Consider the following 20,472-nt stretch of genomic DNA (forward strand, 5'->3'; position numbering starts at 1 on the left):
CGGGCCGTCCATTCGTTCGGACACACCCGTCTTCCTGTGGAGCCGCTCACATGCCCCGCGCCGTCCGCCGACCAGGAGTCCTCCTGGCGGTCCTGTTCCTGATATCCGCCCTGTTCGGCGCCGTGCAGACCACCGCGCACGCCGACACCCCCGCCGCGCCGCCGACGACCGGGGTGACCGTCACCGGGATCGACCTGCACGACGGGCAGATCCAGAAGTACGGCTCGACCTACTACCTGTACGGCACGATGTACGCCTGCGGCTACCACTGGCTGCAGAGCCCCACCCCGTGGTGCGGGTTCGGCGTCTCGACCGCGCCGAGCATGAGCGGACCGTGGTCGACGCCGGTGCCGCTGTTCTCGCCGAACGCCGCCGACCCGTACAACCCGGGCAAGACCTACCAGGCGGTCTGCGGCGGCTACGGCTCCGGGTGCTTCTCGCCGCGGATGGTGCAGCGCAGTGGCTGGGGCGCCAACGACGGGGTCTTCGTGCTCTGGTTCAACGCGCCCTCCTACATGGGCCTGGGCGCCTCGCACGCCTACATGACCATGGGCTGCAACGGTCCGGCCGGCCCGTGCGGCGCCTCGGCCGGCGCCCCGTACGGCTCCACCCACCGTCCCGCCCTGCACCAGTGCGACGGCGCCAACGGCGACCCGGGCCTGACCGCCGACTCCGAGAACGGCGCCATCGCCCTGATCTGCCCGATGCCCGGCACCACCTCGGTCGGCATCGAGCAGCTGGACAAGTGGGGCACCAACGGCACCGGCACCGGCACGACCAAGGTCGCCGACCTGACCCACGCCGAGGCCATGGGCGCCTACCGGGACCGGGCCACCGGCACCTGGGTGATGACCTACACCGACAAGAACTGCGGCTACTGCGCGGGCACCGGTGCCGGCTACGCCACCGCGCCGAGCATGCTCGGCCCGTGGACCGCCCCGACCAACCGCGGCGCCGGCGCCTCCCTCAACGCCCGCCGGGTGTTCTCGGCCAACTCCTGCGGCGGCCAGGTCGACACCGTCTCGGTCATCGACGGACAGCCCTGGGAGAAGATCGACCTGTGGACCGGCGACATGAACGAGGAGAAGGCCGGCCTGCGCTTCGAGCCGCTCAGCTTCCGGCCGGTCGGCGACACCGTCGGTGACGGCAAGCTCTGGCAGACCGGCCTCGCGCCGTTCACCTGCACCGACACCCCCGCCGCCGCGGGGCCGGCGCCGGTGACCGTCGCCGGGGTGGACCTGCACGACGGGCAGATCCAGAAGTTCGGCTCGACCTACTACCTGTACGGCACGATGGACGACTGCGGCTTCCAGTGGGGGAAGACGCCGACCACCTGGTGCGGCTTCGGCGTCTCGACCGCGCCGAGCATGAACGGCCCCTGGTCGTCCCCGACGCTGCTGTTCTCGCGCGACGCGGCCGACCCGTACAACCCCGGCAACACCTACCAGGCGGTCTGCGCCGGCTACGGCTCCGGGTGCTTCTCGCCCCGCATGATCCAGCGCAGCGGCTGGGGCGCGAACGACGGGGTCTTCATCCTCTGGTTCAACGCACCCGCCTACAAGTCGAACCTGGGCGCCTCGCATGCCTACATGACCATGGGCTGCAACGGTCCGGCCGGCCCCTGCGGCGCCTCGGCCGGGGCCCCGTACGGCACCACCCACCGCCCCGCCCTGCACCAGTGCGACGGCGCCAACGGGGACGCGGGCCTGACCACCACCCCCGAGAACGGCACCATCGCGCTGATCTGCCCGATGCCCGGCACCACCTCGATCGCCCTGGAGCAGCTCACCTACTGGGGCGCCGACGGCTCCGGCACCGGCGCCACCAACCTGGCCAAGCTCTCCAACGTCGAGTCCACCGGCGCCTACAAGGACCCGGCCACCGGCACCTGGGTGATGACCTACGCCGACGTGAACTGCGGCTTCTGCACGGGCACCGGCACCGGCTACGCCACCGCGCCCAGCGTGCTCGGCCCGTGGACCGCGCCGGAGAACAAGGGCGTCTGGGAGCAGGCCGCCGACTCGCCGGCCCACGGCCGCCGGCAGATCAGCGCCGGCAGCTGCGGCGGCAAGCCCGACACCGTCTCGGTGATCGACGGGCAGCCCTGGCAGAAGATCAACCTGTGGACCGGCAGCGCCGCCCCGGCCGGCTCCGGGCTGCACTTCGAGCCCCTGCACTACACCCCCTCGACCCGCAAGGCCGGGGACGGACAGGTCTGGGTGCCCGAGGTCGCGCCCTTCGCGTGCAGCTGATCGCTTGATCGCTCCTTGCTTGTCAGTGATGGGTCGTACGGTGGACACGTGCGACCCATCACGAGCATTGAGCGGTCCGTGGCGCCCTTCGAGGTCGTCAGCCCCTACCAGCCCAACGGCGACCAGCCGGCGGCCATCGCCGAGCTGGACCGCCGCATCCGCGCGGGCGAGAAGGACGTCGTCCTGCTGGGTGCCACCGGTACCGGCAAGTCGGCGACCACGGCGTGGATGATCGAGAAGCTCCAGCGGCCCACCCTGGTGATGGCGCCGAACAAGACCCTGGCCGCCCAGCTCGCCAACGAGTTCCGCGAGCTGCTGCCGAACAACGCGGTCGAGTACTTCGTCTCGTACTACGACTACTACCAGCCCGAGGCGTACGTCCCGCAGACCGACACCTACATCGAGAAGGACTCCTCGATCAACGAGGAGGTCGAGCGGCTGCGCCACTCCGCGACCAACTCGCTGCTCACCCGGCGGGACGTGATCGTGGTCGCCTCGGTCTCCTGCATCTACGGCCTCGGCACCCCGCAGGAGTACGTGGACCGGATGGTCCCGCTCAAGGTCGGCGAGGAGATCGACCGGGACCAGCTGCTGCGCCGCTTCGTCGACATCCAGTACACCCGCAACGACCTCGCCTTCACCCGCGGCACCTTCCGGGTCCGCGGCGACACCGTCGAGATCTTCCCGGTGTACGAGGAACTCGCCGTCCGGATCGAGATGTTCGGCGACGAGATCGAGGCGCTCTACACCCTGCACCCGCTCACCGGCGAGATCATCAGCCAGGACGACTCGGTCTACGTCTTCCCCGCCTCCCACTACGTCGCCGGCCCCGAGCGCATGGAGCGCGCGGTCAACGACATCGAGAAGGAGCTGGAGCAGACGCTCGCCCGGATGGAGAAGCAGGGCAAGCTGCTGGAGGCCCAGCGGCTGCGCATGCGCACCACCTACGACCTCGAGATGCTCCGCCAGATCGGCACCTGCTCCGGCGTCGAGAACTACTCGATGCACTTCGACGGCCGCGAGCCCGGCTCCCCGCCGAACACCCTGCTCGACTACTTCCCCGACGACTTCCTGCTGGTCATCGACGAGTCGCACGTCACCGTGCCGCAGATCGGCGCCATGTACGAGGGCGACGCCTCCCGCAAGCGGACCCTGGTCGAGCACGGCTTCAGGCTCCCCTCCGCGATGGACAACCGCCCGCTGAAGTGGGAGGAGTTCCTGGAGCGCGTCGGGCAGACGGTCTACCTCTCGGCCACCCCCGGCAAGTACGAGCTGTCCCGCTCCGACGGCACCGTCCAGCAGATCATCCGCCCGACCGGCCTGATCGACCCCGAGGTCGTCGTCAAGCCGACCGAGGGCCAGATCGACGACCTGGTGCACGAGATCCGCAAGCGGGTCGAGAAGGACGAGCGCGTCCTGGTCACCACGCTGACCAAGAAGATGTCCGAGGACCTCACCGACTACCTGATCGGCCTCGACATCCGCGTCCGCTACCTGCACAGCGACATCGACACCCTGCGCCGGGTCGAGCTGCTGCGCGAGCTGCGGGCCGGCGAGTACGACGTGCTGGTCGGCATCAACCTGCTCCGCGAGGGCCTCGACCTCCCCGAGGTCTCCCTGGTGGCCATCCTGGACGCCGACAAGGAGGGCTTCCTGCGCTCCGGCACCTCGCTGATCCAGACCATCGGCCGCGCCGCCCGCAACGTCTCGGGCCAGGTGCACATGTACGCCGACAAGATCACCCCGGCGATGGAGCTCGCCATCGACGAGACCAACCGGCGCCGGGCCGTGCAGCAGGCGTACAACGAGGCCAACGGCATCGACCCGCAGCCGCTGCGCAAGAAGATCGGCGACATCCTGGACACCCTCAGCCGCGAGGACGTCGACACCGAGCAGCTGCTCGCCAGCAACTACCGCGGTCAGGGCAAGGGCAAGACCGCCCCGGTGCCCGCGCTCGGCGCCGACCGCAAGCCCGCCAAGAGCCTGCCCGCCGCCGAACTCGCCCAGCTCATCCAGGACATGACGGACCGGATGCACGCCGCCGCCGCAGAGCTGCAGTTCGAGGTCGCGGCCCGACTCCGGGACGAGGTCAAGGAACTGAAGAAGGAGCTCCGGCAGATGCGTGAGGCAGGGATGGCCTGACCCGGGCCCGAAGGGCCTAGGGTAGGGGCCCGGGGGGCCGCCGTGCCGCCATCAAGGTGATCCGGGCCAGCACCGGAGAGCACCGGAGACAGTTCCGGCAAGAGAGGACCGCACCGTGTCGGTGAACCTGGCGAAGGGCCAGAGCGTCAGCCTGCAGAAGTCCACCGGCGAGTCGCTGAGCGTCGTCCGGATGGGGCTCGGCTGGAAGGCCGCCCCCCGGCGCGGCCTCTTCGGCCGCCGCACCCGCGAGATCGACCTCGACGCGTCGGCGCTGCTCTACGCCGAGCGCACGCCCACCGACGTGGTCTTCTTCCAGCACCTGGTGAGCAACGACGGCTCCGTCCGGCACACCGGCGACAACCTGGTCGGCGGCGTCGGCGCGGGCGGTGACGACGAGTCGATCGTGGTCGACCTGGCCCGGGTGCCGGTCCACATCACCCAGATCATCTTCACCGTCAGCTCCTACACCGGCCAGACCTTCCAGGAGGTCGAGAACGCGCACTGCCGCCTGGTCGACGAGACCAACGGCCAGGAGCTGGCCCGCTACGAGCTCACCGGCGGCGGCGCGCACACCGGCCAGATCATGGCCAAGGTCGCCCGCGACGGCTCGGGCCGCTGGGCGATGACCGCCATCGGCACCCCGGCCCGCGCCACCGCCCGCACCTTCCAGGACATGCTGCCGGACATCGAGCCCTTCCTCTGACCCGGCCGCCGGGCACGCCCCGGACGACCACTCGGATCCCCCGGACGCCCAGCCGTCCGGGGGACTCGTCCTACCCCGGGCCCGTTCACGGGCCGGGGTTCCCACCACCTCGGTCCTGAGCCGGCTCGGGCGCGCGCGGGAGCGCGGGCCTGCCGGCCGGCCGGGGCGCAGCAGCCCGGGCACGTAGGCCGCCCGGGACGGAAAGGCCCCGGGCGGCGAGTCGGCCCGGGCTCGGAACGCCCCGGACGCCGGTCGGCCGGGGGAGGGGAGACCGCGATGGCCGCCGCCGAACTGGTGCGAGGGCAGAACCACCCGCTGCCGGGCACCCGGATCACCGTCCGGCTCTCGTCCGCGCACCCGGCGGCCACTGCCGTCCTGCTCACCGACGAATCCGGCCGCCTCGCCGACGGCGAGGGCCGGCTCGTGCACGCCGGCAGCCCGGAGCTGCCCGGCGTCCGGCTGGCGGCGGACGGCGAGGTCGCCGTCGACCTCGGCGCGCTGGCCGCCGACGTCCACCGGCTCCAGCTCGCCCTGCTCCTGCCGACCGGCCGCACCTTCCGCGACCTGCCCGCGCCGGTGGCCGCGGTCGCCGGCCCCGACGGCGGGATCGCCTCCTTCACGCTCACCGGCCTCGCCGACGAGAGCGCCCTGGTCGCCGTGGAGTTGTACCGGCGGGCCGGCGGCTGGAAGGTCCGCGCGGTCGGCCAGGGCTACGCGGGCGGGGCCACCGCACTGCTCGCCGACCACGGCTGCCCCGACCCGTCCGCCCTCGCCGCGGCGCTCACGCCCGAGGTGAGCGCCGAGCTGCCCACGTCCCGGCGCTCGGCCGACGGCGGGCAGCGGGCCGACGGCGGCAGCGACGGCGCGGGGGTGGTGGCGCCCACCGGGGCCGCCGGGAGCCCGATCAACACCGTCCACCCGCGCCGCGGGCCGTCGGGGCCGGCCGCCACCACCCCAGCGCCGGAGGTGCCGCCGTCGGCGGCCCGCGGCCCGGTCGACACCACCCACCCCGGCCGCCCGTCCCCGCCGCCCCCGGCCGCCGGCCCGTCCGGTCCGGTCTTCGCACCGCCCGTCCCGCCGTCGCCGAGCTCCCCGACCTCCGCGACCTCGCCGACGTCCCCGACGTCCGCGCCGTCCTCAGTGCCGCCGCCGATCGCCGGCGACGCCGCCGGAGCGACCATGGACGAGCGGCTCTACAACCAGGTCTGGGGCATCTTCGAGGACGCCGCCCGCTCCGCAGCCGCGTACCGCTCGGCCGTCGAGTACGCCGACCACCGGCAGGACCAGGAGATCGAGGCGCTGCTCGCCGACCCGCGGATGCGCTTCGGCCCGGACGCGGAGCTGGGCCGCCTGCAGGCGCGCACCCGCCGCGACGAGTTGGAGGGCCGCGCCCGCGCGGTGCTGGACCGGGACGCCGAGCAGTTGCGCGAGGAACTGCAGGTGGTCGAGCGGGCGATGCCCGCCGCCATGGCGGCCTGGGGGAGCGCCGCCTGGACGGCGTGGCAGCCCGTCGCGGAGCGGCCGTTCGCGCTGCGGCTGGGCGACCTCCACCTCCCCGAGAACCCCGACATCAGGGTGCCGATGCTGACCCGCTTCCCGCTGCACCGCGGCCTGTGGGTGGACACCGGCAGCGGTCCGGAGTCCGCCGGTCCCGGCAGCGCGCCGCTGGGTTCGGCCGACCGCAAGGCCTTCGGCACCGGGGTTGCGACCGCCGTCGCCGCCCGGCTGCTGGCGTGCCACCCGCCGGGCGGGCTGCTGCTGCACGCCGTCGCGCCGGGCGCCGGCGGCCCGGGTGGCTCCGGTGACGCCTGGGCGCCGTTCGCCCGGGCCGGTCTGCTGGCCGGGCCGCCGGCCACCTCCCGGGCGGAGGTCGCGGCGCTGCTGGAGTCGCTGGTCGAGCGGGTGGACCTGGTGCAGATGGCGCGGCGCGCCGGCGCCCCGGACACGCTGCCGCCGCACGTCGACCCGGCCGACCGCCTGCTGCTGGTGCACGACTTCCCGTACGGCTTCGACGACCGGACGGTGGCCCGGCTGCGCTACCTCGCGGACGAGGGCCCGGCGGTCGGCGTCCACCTGCTGCTGGTGGCGGACCGGGCCGAGTCGCGCGAGTACGGTCCGCTGCTGGACCCGTTCTGGCGCGGGCTGACCCGGCTGGCCCCGGTGGAGCAGGCGTACCTCGCCGACCCGTGGGTGGAGCACCTGTGGACCTTCTCGCCGGCCGTCCCGCGGCCCGGCGACCCGGCGCTCCCCGCCCTCCTGGAGGCGATCGCCCGGCACCGCCGCTGAGCCGCCCCCCACCCCGCTCTTTACCTTCTTTACCTTCTCTTGGTGGATCTGTTAGCCTCGGTGGGAACGGAGGGGAGTATTCCCCGACAGTGATCCCGTCATCACGGACGCCCTTTCATCCGGGCCTCCCGGGGCGCTGGCCCGCCGGACATCGCGGCGGGTGGAAGAGACCTCCGGCAGTGACGAAGTCCATCTCGCCTATTGCCGGAGGAGCAGCAGTGGACGTTTCCCTTGGCCTGTGGATCGGCACGATCGGTGTGCTGATCGCCCTGATCGTGGCCGACTTCTTCATCGGCGGCCGAAAGCCGCACGAGGTCTCCCTCAAGGAGGCCGGAATCTGGACGGCCGTCTGGGTCGCCCTCGCCGCCGTGTTCGGCGGTTTCCTGTGGTGGTACGGCGGATCGCGCCCGGCCGGCGAGTTCTTCGCCGGTTACGTCACCGAGAAGTCGTTGAGCGTCGACAATCTCTTCGTCTTCATCCTGATCATGAGCAAGTTCGCGGTGCCGCGGATCTACCAGCAGCGTGTGCTGATGGTCGGTGTGATCATCGCGCTGGTGCTGCGTGCGGTGTTCATCGCCGGTGGCGCCGCCCTGGTCACCACGTTCTCCGGGGTGTTCTTCATCTTCGGCGCCTTCCTGATCTGGACCGCCTGGAAGCTGATCAAGGAGGCCCGGGCCGGCGAGGAGGACGAGGAGTTCGAGGAGAACCTTCTGCTCAAGTCGATCGAGCGGCGCTTCCCGTCCACCGACCGCTACCACGGCACCAAGCTCTTCATCCGGGAGAACGGCCGCCGGCTGATGACCCCGATGCTGGTGGTGATGCTGGCGATCGGCACCACCGACGTGCTGTTCGCGCTCGACTCCATCCCGGCGATCTTCGGCCTGACCCAGGACCCGTACATCGTCTTCACCGCCAACGCCTTCGCCCTGATGGGCCTGCGCCAGCTGTACTTCCTGATCGGCGGCCTGCTGAAGAAGCTGGTCCACCTGTCGTACGGCCTGTCGGTGATCCTCGGCTTCATCGGTGTGAAGCTGGTGCTGCACGCGCTGCACGAGACCGGCGTGCACGTGCCGGAGATCGGCATCCCGTTCTCGCTGGGCTTCATCGTGGTGGTGCTGGCCGTCACCACCGTCACCAGCCTGCTCGCCTCCCGCCGGGCGGAGCGCGACGCCGGGGCCGCGCCGGAGTCGGAGCCGGCGAAGATCGACGCCTGATCCCCGCTGATCCCCGACGCACGGAAGGGCCGCCCGCGGGCGGCCCTTCCGTCGTTCGCGCGGCCGGTCACCAGCCGCGTTCGCGCCACTCGTCGAGGTGCGGGCGCTCCGCGCCGAGGGTGGTGTCGTTGCCGTGGCCCGGGTAGACCCAGGCCTCGTCGGGCAGGACGTCGAAGATCTTCTCGTTGACGTCCCGGAACAGGCTGGCGAACGCCTTCGGGTCCTTCCAGGTGTTGCCGACGCCGCCGGGGAAGAGGCAGTCGCCGGTGAACACGTGCGGGTGGCCCTGCGGGTCGTCGTAGACCAGCACGATCGCGCCCGGGGTGTGCCCGACCAGGTGCCGCACGGTGAGCTCGACCGAGCCGACCCGGACGGTGTCGCCGTCGTCCAGCAGCAGGTCGGTCGGCACGTCGATGCCCTCGGCGTCGATCCGGCCGGCCGCGGCGCGGGCGCCGGTGGCGGCGACCACCTCGGCCAGGGCGGCCCAGTGGTCGTGGTGCCGGTGGGTGGTGACCACGGTGGCCAGCCGGTCGCCGACCGTCTCCAGCAGCACCGGCGCCTCGGCCGCCGCGTCGATCAGCAGCTGCTCGTCGGTGGCCCGGCAGCGCAGCAGGTAGGCGTTGTTGTCGAACGGGCCGACCGCGACCTTGGTGATGATCAGATGGGCGAGCTCCCGGACGTCGGGCGGGCCGCCGACCTTGACCGAGCCGTGGTACGTCATCGTGCCGCTCCTCGCTGCCGCGTGGTGGGTTCCGTCGGGATCATCATCCCGCGATCACAGCATCGGGGGCAGCTCCGGCAGGGCGGTCCTGGCGTCGCTCACCAGCTCGCCGCCCCGGTGCACCTGGAGGCCGTCGCCGTCGGCCCGGCCGGACAGCCAGGCGGTGAGCGCCCGGACCGGGCCCTCCACGGTCAGCTCGGGCTCCCCGGCACCCAGCTGCTCGCGCAGGCCGGCGTCCTCGGCGACCAGCACCATCCCCGGCAGGCCCTCGACCGCCCGGAACTGCGCCGCGAGCCGGGTGAACTGCGAGGTGGCCATGGTGTCCGGCCAGTGCGCCGGGGTGTGCCCGGCGGCCAGGTCGACATGGTGGTACTCCAGCTCCAGCAGCCGCTTGTAGGGCAGCTCGTGCGCGGGGAAGAGGTACCCCGAGCGGTGCTTCAGCTGGACGCTCCAGGCCTCGTCCGGCAGCAGCGCGGCGGCGTCCATGAACCGCCGGTGGCTCGCCTCCAGGTCGGCGAGCTGCTCGTCCAGCGGCCGGCCGGCGCCCTCCTCGATGCCCTGGTCGCGGGCCTCGGGGCTGGCGTACTGGGGAATGTCCCGGCCGGTCCGGGCGCTGTCCAGAAGGTTGACCAGGGAATCGGCGTTGCGGGAGATGTGCGCCAGGACGTGGCCGCGGGTCCAGCCCGGCAGGGCGGACGGCTCGGCGACGGCCTCCGGCTTCAGCTCCGCGACGTCGGCGAGCAGTTGCTCGGTGCTCTCGACGACGGCACGCAGCCAGGCGGCAGCGGACTGGGCGTCGCTGCGGGCGGCGGTCTGGGCGTCGGTCATGGGCGTGTGCCTCCTGTGGGGAGCGGCCCGGGCGTTGCCCGGACGGGTCCGCTGTCGTTGACGCTATATCGCCGACAGTGCCCCGCATCACTCGTTCGGGTGGACTCGGCTGGACAAGCTCGATATTCGAACGCCTGAGCTATAGGCTGGCTGCCGCATCCTGGAAGAAGTACCTCCCAACCTCACGCCCGGAGAAAGGCGCCAGAAGCAGTGGCCGACCGCCTCGTCGTCCGTGGTGCTCGCGAGCACAATCTCAAGAACGTCTCGCTCGACCTGCCCCGCGACTCCCTCATCGTCTTCACGGGCCTCTCCGGGTCCGGCAAGTCCTCGCTGGCCTTCGACACGATCTTCGCCGAGGGGCAGCGCCGGTACGTCGAGTCGCTCTCCTCCTACGCCCGCCAGTTCCTCGGGCAGATGGACAAGCCGGACGTCGACTTCATCGAGGGCCTCTCCCCGGCCGTCTCGATCGACCAGAAGTCCACCAGCCGCAACCCGCGGTCGACTGTCGGCACCATCACCGAGGTGTACGACTACCTGCGCCTGCTGTTCGCGCGGATCGGCAAGCCGCACTGCCCGCACTGCGGCCGCCCGATCGCCCGGCAGTCGCCGCAGGCCATCGTCGACCAGGTGCTGAAGCTCACCGAGGGCACCCGCTTCCAGGTGCTCAGCCCGGTGGTGCGCGAGCGCAAGGGCGAGTTCGTCGACCTCTTCGCGGACCTGCAGTCCAAGGGCTACGCCCGGGCCCGGGTCGACGGCACGACGGTCCAGCTGACCGAGCCGCCCACGCTGAAGAAGCAGGAGAAGCACACCATCGAGGTGGTCATCGACCGCCTCACGGTCAAGGACAGCGCCAAGCGCCGGCTGACCGACTCGGTGGAGACCGCTCTCAAGCTGTCCGGCGGCATGGTCGTGCTCGACCTCGTCGACCTCGCGGAGGACGACCCCGAGCGCGAGCGGATGTACTCGGAGCACCTCTACTGCCCGTACGACGACGTCTCCTTCGAGGAGCTGGAGCCGCGCTCCTTCTCCTTCAACTCACCGTTCGGCGCCTGCCCCGACTGCTCGGGCCTGGGCAACCGGATGGAGGTCGACCCCGAGCTGATCGTCCCGGACGAGGAGAAGTCGCTCGACGAGGGCGCCATCCACCCGTGGTCCCAGGGCCACACCAAGGAGTACTTCCAGCGGCTGGTCGACGCGCTGGCCGGCGAGCTCGGCTTCCGCACCGACCTCCCGTGGGCCGGGCTGCCCGCCCGGGCCCGCAAGGCGCTGCTGTACGGCCACAAGACCCAGGTCGAGGTGCGCTACCGCAACCGGTACGGCCGCGACCGCTCGTACACCACGGCCTTCGAGGGCGCCGTCCCGTTCGTCACCCGGCGGCACTCGGAGTCGGAGAGCGACTCCAGCCGGGAGCGCTTCGAGGGCTACATGCGCGAGGTGCCCTGCCCGACCTGCTCCGGGACCCGGCTCAAGCCGGTGGTGCTCGCGGTGACCATCCAGGACCGGTCGATCGCCGACGTGGCCGGGATGTCGATCAGCGACTGCGCCGACTTCCTCGGCGCGATGAAGCTGACCGCCCGCGACAAGCAGATCGCCGAGCGGGTGCTCAAGGAGGTCAACGAGCGCCTGCGCTTCCTGGTCGACGTCGGCCTGGACTACCTCTCGCTCGACCGCGCGGCCGGTACCCTCTCCGGCGGCGAGGCCCAGCGCATCCGGCTGGCCACCCAGATCGGCTCCGGCCTGGTCGGCGTGCTGTACGTGCTGGACGAGCCCTCCATCGGCCTGCACCAGCGTGACAACCACCGGCTGATCGAGACCCTGGTGCGGCTCCGCGACATCGGCAACACCCTGATCGTCGTCGAGCACGACGAGGACACCATCAAGACCGCGGACTGGGTGGTCGACATCGGCCCCGGCGCCGGCGAGCACGGCGGCAAGGTGGTCCACTCCGGCGCGCTGAAGGAGCTGCTGGCCAACGAGAAGTCGCTGACCGGGCAATACCTGTCGGGCAAGCGCTCCATTCCGATCCCGGCCGCGCGCCGCCCGCGCGACAAGAAGCGCCAGATCACCGTGCACGGCGCCCGCGAGCACAACCTCAAGGACGTCACGGTCGCCTTCCCGCTCGGCACCTTCACGGCGGTCACCGGCGTCTCGGGCTCCGGCAAGTCGACGCTGGTCAACGACATCCTCTACACGCACCTGGCCCGCGAGCTGAACGGCGCCCGCAGCGTCCCCGGCCGGCACACCCGGATCACCGGCACCGACCTGGTCGACAAGGTGGTCCACGTCGACCAGTCGCCGATCGGCCGCACCCCGCGGTCCAACCCGGCGACGTACACCGGCGTCTTCGACCACGTCCGCAAGCTCTTCGCGGAGACTCAGGAGGCCAAGGTCCGCGGCTACCTGCCCGGCCGGTTCTCCTTCAACGTCAAGGGCGGCCGGTGCGAGAACTGCTCCGGTGACGGCACCATCAAGATCGAGATGAACTTCCTGCCGGACGTCTACGTGCCGTGCGAGGTCTGCCACGGCGCCCGGTACAACCGGGAGACGCTGGAGGTCCACTACAAGGGCAAGTCCATCGCCGAGGTGCTGGACATGCCGATCGAGGAGGGGCTCGACTTCTTCGAGGCCGTCCCCGCCATCGCCCGCCACCTGCGGACGCTCAAGGAGGTCGGGCTCGGGTACGTGCGGCTGGGGCAGCCGGCGACCACGCTGTCCGGCGGCGAGGCGCAGCGCGTCAAGCTCTCCGCGGAGCTGCAGAAGCGCTCCACCGGGCGCACCGTCTACGTGCTCGACGAGCCCACCACCGGCCTGCACTTCGAGGACATCAGCAAGCTGATCAAGGTCCTGGAGGGGTTGGTCGAGAAGGGCAACACGGTGATCGTCATCGAGCACAACCTCGATGTGATCAAGACCGCCGACTGGATCGTCGACATGGGGCCCGAGGGCGGCAGCGGCGGCGGCAGCGTGACGGTCGAGGGCACGCCGGAGGAGGTCGCGGCGTCGACCGCCAGCCACACCGGCAAGTTCCTCCGCGACATCCTGGGCGGCGCCCTGGACGCCACGCCGGTGAAGGCCTCGCGCAAGCGCAAGTGACGCGAACCTGCACCAACCCGGCGCGACCTGCGTGCGAACGCAGCGCACACCGAGGGGCGCGGGGAACCTGCGCGACCGGCCGTCCGCTCACGGAGAGCGGCGGCTGACCGCGCGGTTCCCCGCGCCCCTCGGGCGTGCCCGGCCGGGCCCGCAAGCTTTGCCGATCCCGGGGTCGGCCCCGCCGTTCCACGCCCTCCGGTGGAATTAGACTCCTCGGACCGCGTTCGCCGACCCGCAGGAGCCCGCCTTGTCCGAGAGCCCCGCCACCTCCCGTCGTACCGTGCTCTGCTGTGCCGCCGCCGTGCTGGCCGGCGGTTCCGCGGTGGCCGTCACCGGCTGTTCGTCGTCGGGGTCGTCCTCGTCCTCGAACAACTCCGCCAACTCCGCCGGCACCTCCGGTAACGCGGGCAGCTCCGGCAACGCCGGCAGCGCCGCCGCGGGTGCGGTGGTGCTCGGGGCGGCGACCGACGTGCCGGTGGGCGGCGGCAAGGTGTACCGGGACCAGAAGATCGTGGTGACCCAGCCGGCGGCGGGGGAGTTCAAGGCGTTCAGCGCCAAGTGCACCCACGCGGGCTGCATCGTCGACCAGGTGACGGCGGGTCAGATCAGCTGCCCGTGCCACGGCAGCAAGTTCGCGATCGCGGACGGCTCGGTGAAGGGCGGCCCGGCGCCGTCGCCGCTGCCGGAGTACCAGGTCGCGGTGCAGGACGGAAAGCTGCAGGTCACCAAGGTGTGACCGCCCGGCCTCCTGCCCGCACCCCCGTGCCGGGCAGGAGGCCCGCGGCCCCGCCGCCCCCGATGATCGGCCCGGGCGACGGCGGACGCCAGTGCATCGGCTCCTGCCCCGATGGTCCCGCCGGACGGCCCCGCCGCGGCCGTTGATCGTCCGGAGGCCGGAACCGGGCACGGACCGTCACCGGCAATCGGTACGGTAGGAGTCATGGCTGATCCGTCCACCTACCGTCCGGCACCCGGGGCGATTCCGGTCTCGCCCGGGGTGTACAAGTTCCGCGACGCCCACGGGCGGGTCATCTACGTCGGCAAGGCGAAGAGCCTGCGGCCCCGGCTCTCCTCCTACTTCCAGGACATCGCCGGCCTGCACCCGCGCACCGCGACCATGGTCACCACCGCGGCGTCGGTGGAGTGGACGGTGGTCGGCACCGAGGTCGAGGCGCTGCAGCTGGAGTACTCCTGGATCAAGGAGTTCGACCCGCGCTTCAACGTCAAGTACCGGGACGACAAGAGCTACCCGGAGCTCGCGGTCACCCTGAACGAGGAGTTCCCGCGGGTCCAGGTGATGCGCGGCGCGCACAGGAAGGGCGTGCGCTACTTCGGCCCGTACGGGCACGCGTGGGCGATCCGCGAGACGGTCGACCTGCTGCTGCGGGTCTTCCCGGTGCGCACCTGCTCCAACGGCGTGTTCAAGCGCGCCCAGCAGGTGGGCCGGCCGTGCCTGCTCGGCTACATCGGCAAGTGCGCGGCGCCGTGCGTCGGCAAGGTGACCGCGGCCGAGCACCGCGACCTGGCCGAGGAGTTCTGCGACTTCATGGCCGGCCGCACCGGCAACTACCTGCGCCGTCTGGAACAGCAGATGCAGGAGGCCGCGGAGGAGCTGGAGTACGAGAAGGCGGCCCGGCTGCGCGACGACATCGGGGCGCTGAAGCGCGCGATGGAGAAGAACGCGGTGGTGCTGGCCGACGGCACCGACGCCGACCTGCTGGCCCTCGCCGAGGACGAACTCGAGGCCGCGGTGCAGATCTTCCACGTCCGCGGCGGCCGGGTGCGCGGCCAGCGCGGCTGGGTCACCGACAAGGTCGAGGACGTGGACACCGTCGCCCTGGTCGAGCACGCGCTGCAGCAGCTGTACGGCGCGGGCACCGAGCCGGTGCCGCGCGAGGTGCTGGTGCCGGCCGTCCCGGACGACGCGGTGCGCGAGTGGCTGAGCGGGCTGCGCGGCGCCCAGGTCGACCTGCGGGTGCCGCAGCGCGGCGACAAGAAGGACCTGATGGAGACCGTCCAGCGCAACGCCCTGCAGGCGCTGGCCCTGCACAAGACCAAGCGCGCCTCCGACCTCACCACCCGCAGCCGTGCCCTCCAGGAGATCGCCGACGCACTGGAGCTGGACTCGGTGCCGCTGCGGATCGAGTGCTTCGACATCTCGCACCTCCAGGGCGAGGACGTGGTCGCCTCGATGGTGGTCTTCGAGGACGGCCTGGCCCGCAAGAGCGAGTACCGCCGGTTCCAGATCAAGGGGTTCGCCGGGCAGGACGACGTCCGCTCGATGCACGAGGTGGTCGGCCGGCGCTTCCGCCGCTACCTCCAGGAGCGCGAGCAGACCGGCGAGTGGGCCGTCCCGGAGGAGGACGACCCGCAGACGGACGCCGCCGAGGGGCCCCGCACCGAGGACGGCCGCCCGAAGCGCTTCGCCTACCCGCCGCAGCTGCTGGTGGTCGACGGCGGCCGGCCGCAGGTCGCCGCCGCCCGGCGGGCACTGGACGAACTGGGCATCGACGACGTCGCGCTGTGCGGCCTGGCCAAGCGCCTGGAGGAGGTCTGGCTGCCCGGCCAGGACGACCCGGTGGTGCTGCCGCGCACCAGCGAGGGCCTGTACCTGCTGCAGCGGGTCCGCGACGAGGCGCACCGGTTCGCCATCGCCTACCAGCGCACCAAGCGCTCCAAGCGGCTCACGGCGGGGGAGCTGGACTCCGTCCCCGGCCTTGGAGAGACTCGCCGCCAGGCCCTGCTCAAGCACTTCGGCTCACTGAAGAAGCTGCGCGCGGCCACGGTGGACGAGCTGTGCGAGGTCCCCGGCATCGGTCGCCGCACCGCGGAGACTGTTGCCGCAGCCTTGGCCTCCCGTACACCTGCCGCACTCGCGGTGAACACCGCCACCGGCGAGATCATCGATGACAGCGCCGAGCCCGACCGTACCGAGACCAGTGGGCCCGACGCGCCCCAGGAGACGCCATGACGGCCGAAGCCGCCCGTCGCCGCGACAGCACCACCGAGAAGCGGGGAATCGAAGTGAACACGTCCAACGGGGGAGAGACCGCCCCCGAGCTGGTGATCATCTCCGGCATGTCCGGAGCCGGCCGCTCCACCGCCGCCAAGTGCCTGGAGGACCTGGGCTGGTTCGTCGTCGACAACCTGCCGCCCGCCCTGATCCCGACCATGGTCGACCTCGGCGCCCGCTCCCAGGGCGCGGTGCCGCGGATCGGCGTGGTGGTCGACGTCCGCGGCCGCACCTTCTTCGACGACCTGCTGACCTCGCTGGACGAGCTGGAGAAGCGCGGCGTCCGGCTCCGGGTGGTCTTCCTGGAGTCCTCCGACGAGGCCCTGGTGCGCCGCTTCGAGAACGTCCGCCGCCCGCACCCGCTGCAGGCCGACGGCCGGATCGTCGACGGCATCGAGCGCGAGCGCGACCTGCTGCGCGAGCTGCGCGGCGAGGCCGACCTGGTGATCGACACCTCCAACCTCAACGTGCACCAGCTGCGCGCCAAGTTCGACACCCAGTTCAGCGGCAACGACGAGCCGGAGCTGCGGGCCACCGTGATGTCCTTCGGCTTCAAGTACGGCCTGCCGGTCGACGCCGACCTGGTGGTCGACTGCCGCTTCCTGCCCAACCCGCACTGGGTGCCGGAGCTGCGGGCCCGTACCGGAACCGACGCGGACGTGGCAGAGTACGTGTTCCAACAGCCGGGCGCCCAGGAGTTCCTGGACGGCTACACGGAGCTGCTGCGCATCGTCACGGAGGGTTACCGCCGGGAGGGTAAGCGCTACATGACTCTTGCCGTAGGCTGCACCGGTGGCAAGCACCGGAGCGTGGCCATGTCGGAGCGGCTGACGAAGCGTCTGATCGCGGACGGCGTGGAAACGGTGCTGGTCCACCGCGACATGGGCAGGGAGTGACCGGCCGGGCAGTGTGACAGCATCGCCCCGCCCGTCGCCACAGGCACGAGACAGGAACATGGGGTCGGTGTGACGGGATACTCGCCAGCGCGCCAACTGCAGCACCGGCCTGCCGAGCGAGCCCAGCAACGGAACCGACCCGGTGCGCCGCGGATCGCCGCGCTCGGCGGCGGGCAGGGGCTGTCCGCCTCGCTGTCGGCGCTGCGCCGGCTGACCACCGAGCTGACCGCCGTGGTCACGGTGGCCGACGACGGCGGCTCCAGCGGCCGGCTGCGCGCCGAACTCGGCGTGCTGCCGCCCGGCGACCTGCGCAAGGCCCTGGCCGCGCTGTGCGGCGACGACGAGTGGGGCCGCACCTGGTCCGAGGTGCTGCAGCAGCGCTTCACCGGCACCGGGGAGCTCGGCGGCCACGCGGTCGGCAACCTGCTGATCGTCGCCCTGTGGGAGAAGCTCGGCGACCCGGTCGAGGCACTGAACTGGGTCGGCCGGCTGCTCAACGTCCAGGGGCGGGTGCTGCCGATGTCGGCCGTCCCGCTCGACATCGAGGCCAAGGTCCGCGGCCACGACCCGGAGCGGCCGACCGAGGTCACCGCGGTGCGCGGGCAGGCCGACGTCGCGGTCACCCCGGGCACGGTCGAGTCGGTGCGGCTGCTGCCGGACGAGCCGCCGGCCGTCCCGGAGGCGGTCCAGGCCGTCCTGGAGGCGGACTGGGTGGTACTCGGCCCGGGTTCCTGGTTCACCAGCGTGCTGCCCCACCTGCTGGTCCCCGAGCTGGCCAAGGCCCTCACCGAGACCCGCGCCCGCCGGCTGCTCACCCTGAACCTGGCCCCGCAGCCGGGCGAGACCGAGGGTTTCACCCCGCAGCGCCACCTGGACGTGATCGCCGACCACGCCCCGGACCTCGAGGTGGATGCGATCCTGGTTGATGAGCGAGCCGTCACCGGCGGCGCCTTCGGCGTCTCCGACCTCACCGGCCTGGAGAAGGCCGCGGAGCGGATGGGCGCGTCGCTCGTCCTCGGCCGGGTGGCCCGCGCCGACGGCACGCCGCGACACGACCCGGAGCTCTTGGCGGCGGCGTACGACCGGATTTTCCGGACTCATGGAAGGATCGGCCCATGGCGATGACGGCAGCGGTCAAGGACGAAATCTCCCGGCTCCCCGTCACCCGTGCCTGCTGCCGCAAGGCGGAGGTCTCGGCGATCCTGCGTTTCGCGGGCGGACTGCACATCGTGAGCGGCCGCATCGTGATCGAGGCGGAGCTGGACACCGGCATTGCGGCACGGCGGCTGCGCAAGGACCTCCTGGAGATCTTCGGACACTCCTCGGATCTGGTGGTGATGGCCCCCGGCGGGCTGCGACGCGGCAGCCGGTACGTGGTGCGGGTGGTGAAGGACGGCGAACTGCTGGCCCGGCAGACCGGGCTGGTGGACGGGCGCGGACGCCCGATCCGGGGGCTCCCCCCGGCGGTGGTCTCGGGCGCGACCTGCGACGCCGAGGCGGCCTGGCGCGGGGCCTTCCTGGCCCACGGCTCGCTGACCGAGCCCGGCCGGTCCTCCTCCCTGGAGATCACCTGCCCCGGCTCGGAGGCGGCACTGGCCCTGGTCGGTGCGGCCCGGCGGCTCGGGATCCCGGCCAAGGCGCGCGAGGTGCGCGGCGTCGACCGGGTGGTCATCCGGGACGGTGACGCGATCGGCGCGCTGTTGACCCGCCTCGGCGCGCACGAGTCGGTGCTCGCCTGGGAGGAGCGCCGGATGCGCCGCGAGGTGCGGGCCACCGCCAACCGGCTGGCCAACTTCGACGACGCCAACCTCCGCCGCTCGGCCCGCGCGGCGGTCGCCGCCGGCGCCCGGGTGCAGCGCGCGCTGGAGATCCTGGGCGAGGAGGTGCCCGAGCACCTCGCCGCCGCAGGGCAGTTGCGGATGCAGCACAAGCAGGCCTCGCTGGAGGAGCTGGGCGCACTCGCCGACCCGCCGCTCACCAAGGACGCGGTGGCCGGTAGGATCCGCCGCCTCCTCGCGATGGCCGACAAGCGCGCCGCCGAACTCGGCCTGCCCAACACCGAGGCCAATCTGACGGAGGAGATGGCACTCAGCTGATTTCGAGCCGTCTCATAACCAGGGGCGCATCCGGCCGTGACCAGGCCGGGTGCGCCCTTGGTGCTTCGTGCGCCCGTCTCGCCCCTCGGCCACGCGATGTGCCCATGCGGCGCCGGGCGAGGTAGGGTCAGTGGTGGTCGGGGACAACCCAAATTCACCCCCGTCGGCGACTTGCCGGCGTACCTCAGAGGAGATCGGTTCGTGACGATCCGGGTAGGCATCAACGGGTTCGGCCGCATCGGCCGTAACTTCTTCCGCGCGGTCAAGTCCCAGGGCGCGGACATCGAGATCGTCGGTGTCAACGACCTCACCGACACCAAGACCCTCGCTCACCTGCTCAAGTACGACACCACCCTCGGCACCTTCCCGGGCACCGTCTCGCACACCGAGGACAGCATCACGGTCGACGGCAAGACCTTCAAGGTCACCGCCGAGCGCGACCCCGCCAACCTCCCCTGGGCCGAACTGGGCGCCGACATCGTCGTCGAGTCCACCGGCATCTTCACCAAGGCCGACCAGGCCAAGAAGCACCTCGCCGCCGGCGCCAAGAAGGTCATCATCTCGGCGCCCGCCACGGACGAGGACGTCACCATCGTGATGGGCGTCAACGACGACAAGTACGACGCCGCCAACCACGCGGTCATCTCCAACGCGTCCTGCACCACCAACTGCGTGGCCCCGATGGCCAAGGTGCTGAACGAGAGCTTCGGCATCGTCAAGGGCCTGATGACCACGGTGCACGCGTTCACCAACGACCAGGTCACCCTGGACTTCCCGCACAAGGACCTGCGCCGCGCCCGTGCCGCGTCGCAGAACATCATCCCGACCTCGACGGGTGCCGCCAAGGCCACCGCCCTGGTCCTGCCGGAGCTGAAGGGCAAGCTGGACGGCACCTCGCTGCGCGTCCCGGTGCCGACCGGCTCGATCACCGACCTGGTGGTCACCCTCGAGCGCGAGGTCACCAAGGACGAGGTCAACGCGGCCTTCCAGAAGGCCGCGGAGGGTCCCCTCAAGGGCATCCTGGCCTACACCGAGGACCCGATCGTCTCCTCGGACATCGTCAACGACCCGGCGTCCTGCATCTTCGACGCCCAGCTCACCATGGTCCAGGGCAACCAGGTCAAGGTGCTCGGCTGGTACGACAACGAGTGGGGCTACTCGAACCGTCTGGTCAACCTGACCTCCCTCGTCGGTGGCCAGCTCTGACCCTCGGCGGATCTGACGTGAT

At 71.8% G+C, this 20,472-nt stretch carries 14 protein-coding genes; 12 read left to right on the plus strand and 2 right to left on the minus strand.

The window, feature by feature from the left end:
- Positions 1-50 precede the first annotated feature (50 nt).
- The 5 genes from FHR36_RS05620 (at position 51) to FHR36_RS05640 (ending at position 8,597) form a co-directional block, all read left to right on the plus strand.
- Positions 51-2,252, plus strand: a complete 2,202-nt coding sequence (locus FHR36_RS05620; RefSeq protein ID WP_253794249.1) for a glycoside hydrolase family protein — start codon at positions 51-53, stop codon at positions 2,250-2,252.
- A 48-nt stretch (positions 2,253-2,300) separates the two neighbouring features.
- A complete protein-coding gene (uvrB, locus tag FHR36_RS05625) occupies positions 2,301-4,394 on the plus strand; it encodes an excinuclease ABC subunit UvrB (protein WP_253794251.1) in 2,094 nt (697 codons plus the stop codon).
- Positions 4,395-4,509: 115 nt separating this feature from the next.
- Positions 4,510-5,097: a TerD family protein gene (locus FHR36_RS05630; RefSeq protein ID WP_253794253.1), complete on the plus strand. Its 588-nt coding sequence runs from the start codon at positions 4,510-4,512 to the stop codon at positions 5,095-5,097.
- A gap of 276 nt (positions 5,098-5,373) precedes the next feature.
- Positions 5,374-7,383: a TerD family protein gene (locus tag FHR36_RS05635; RefSeq protein WP_253794254.1), complete on the plus strand. Its 2,010-nt coding sequence runs from the start codon at positions 5,374-5,376 to the stop codon at positions 7,381-7,383.
- Between the two features lie 218 nt (positions 7,384-7,601).
- On the plus strand, positions 7,602-8,597 hold the full coding sequence (locus FHR36_RS05640) for a TerC family protein (protein ID WP_253794256.1): 996 nt from the start codon (positions 7,602-7,604) through the stop codon (positions 8,595-8,597).
- 67 nt (positions 8,598-8,664) lie between these two features.
- Here the strand turns inward: FHR36_RS05640 and FHR36_RS05645 are convergent, their stop codons facing one another.
- On the minus strand, positions 8,665-9,318 hold the full coding sequence (locus FHR36_RS05645; protein ID WP_253794258.1) for an MBL fold metallo-hydrolase: 654 nt from the start codon (positions 9,316-9,318) through the stop codon (positions 8,665-8,667).
- 54 nt (positions 9,319-9,372) lie between these two features.
- Positions 9,373-10,146 (minus strand): maleylpyruvate isomerase family mycothiol-dependent enzyme, encoded by a 774-nt coding sequence (locus tag FHR36_RS05650; protein ID WP_253794261.1) that lies wholly within the window; start codon positions 10,144-10,146, stop codon positions 9,373-9,375.
- A 210-nt stretch (positions 10,147-10,356) separates the two neighbouring features.
- On the opposite strand from FHR36_RS05650, the gene uvrA reads away from it, so the two are divergent.
- The 7 genes from uvrA to gap all read left to right on the plus strand — a co-directional run bounded on the left by uvrA (position 10,357) and on the right by gap (position 20,450).
- The gene (uvrA, locus tag FHR36_RS05655) at positions 10,357-13,239 is read left to right on the plus strand and encodes an excinuclease ABC subunit UvrA (protein WP_253794263.1); all 2,883 of its coding nucleotides are present in this window, start codon (positions 10,357-10,359) and stop codon (positions 13,237-13,239) included.
- Between the two features lie 247 nt (positions 13,240-13,486).
- On the plus strand, positions 13,487-13,975 hold the full coding sequence (locus FHR36_RS05660) for a Rieske (2Fe-2S) protein (RefSeq protein ID WP_253794265.1): 489 nt from the start codon (positions 13,487-13,489) through the stop codon (positions 13,973-13,975).
- Between the two features lie 204 nt (positions 13,976-14,179).
- Positions 14,180-16,210 (plus strand): excinuclease ABC subunit UvrC, encoded by a 2,031-nt coding sequence (gene uvrC, locus FHR36_RS05665; protein WP_253794266.1) that lies wholly within the window; start codon positions 14,180-14,182, stop codon positions 16,208-16,210.
- A 107-nt stretch (positions 16,211-16,317) separates the two neighbouring features.
- Positions 16,318-17,148, plus strand: coding sequence for an RNase adapter RapZ (gene rapZ, locus FHR36_RS05670; RefSeq protein ID WP_253794770.1), 831 nt, complete (start codon positions 16,318-16,320; stop codon positions 17,146-17,148).
- A 69-nt stretch (positions 17,149-17,217) separates the two neighbouring features.
- On the plus strand, positions 17,218-18,273 hold the full coding sequence (locus FHR36_RS05675) for a gluconeogenesis factor YvcK family protein (protein WP_380231682.1): 1,056 nt from the start codon (positions 17,218-17,220) through the stop codon (positions 18,271-18,273).
- Positions 18,264-19,244, plus strand: a complete 981-nt coding sequence (gene whiA / locus FHR36_RS05680) for a DNA-binding protein WhiA (RefSeq protein ID WP_253794268.1) — start codon at positions 18,264-18,266, stop codon at positions 19,242-19,244. Before FHR36_RS05675 ends, whiA begins: the two co-directional genes overlap by 10 nt.
- 201 nt (positions 19,245-19,445) lie before the next feature.
- Positions 19,446-20,450, plus strand: a complete 1,005-nt coding sequence (gap, locus tag FHR36_RS05685; RefSeq protein ID WP_253794270.1) for a type I glyceraldehyde-3-phosphate dehydrogenase — start codon at positions 19,446-19,448, stop codon at positions 20,448-20,450.
- Positions 20,451-20,472 lie beyond the last annotated feature (22 nt).

This window comes from Kitasatospora cinereorecta, from assembly GCF_024172095.1.
GTDB classification, from domain to species: domain Bacteria; phylum Actinomycetota; class Actinomycetes; order Streptomycetales; family Streptomycetaceae; genus Kitasatospora; species Kitasatospora cinereorecta.

What these genes read in the sequence shown, in the direction of transcription:
- FHR36_RS05620 (WP_253794249.1), top strand. Translation starts at nt 51, where the DNA reads ATGCCCCGCGCCGTCCGCCGACCAGGAGTCCTCCTGGCGGTCCTGTTC.
- rapZ (WP_253794770.1), top strand. Translation starts at nt 16,318, where the DNA reads ATGTCCGGAGCCGGCCGCTCCACCGCCGCCAAGTGCCTGGAGGACCTG.
- FHR36_RS05650 (WP_253794261.1), bottom strand. Translation starts at nt 10,146, where the DNA reads ATGACCGACGCCCAGACCGCCGCCCGCAGCGACGCCCAGTCCGCTGCC.
- FHR36_RS05635 (WP_253794254.1), top strand. Translation starts at nt 5,374, where the DNA reads ATGGCCGCCGCCGAACTGGTGCGAGGGCAGAACCACCCGCTGCCGGGC.
- FHR36_RS05645 (WP_253794258.1), bottom strand. Translation starts at nt 9,318, where the DNA reads ATGACGTACCACGGCTCGGTCAAGGTCGGCGGCCCGCCCGACGTCCGG.
- uvrC (WP_253794266.1), top strand. Translation starts at nt 14,180, where the DNA reads ATGGCTGATCCGTCCACCTACCGTCCGGCACCCGGGGCGATTCCGGTC.
- whiA (WP_253794268.1), top strand. Translation starts at nt 18,264, where the DNA reads ATGGCGATGACGGCAGCGGTCAAGGACGAAATCTCCCGGCTCCCCGTC.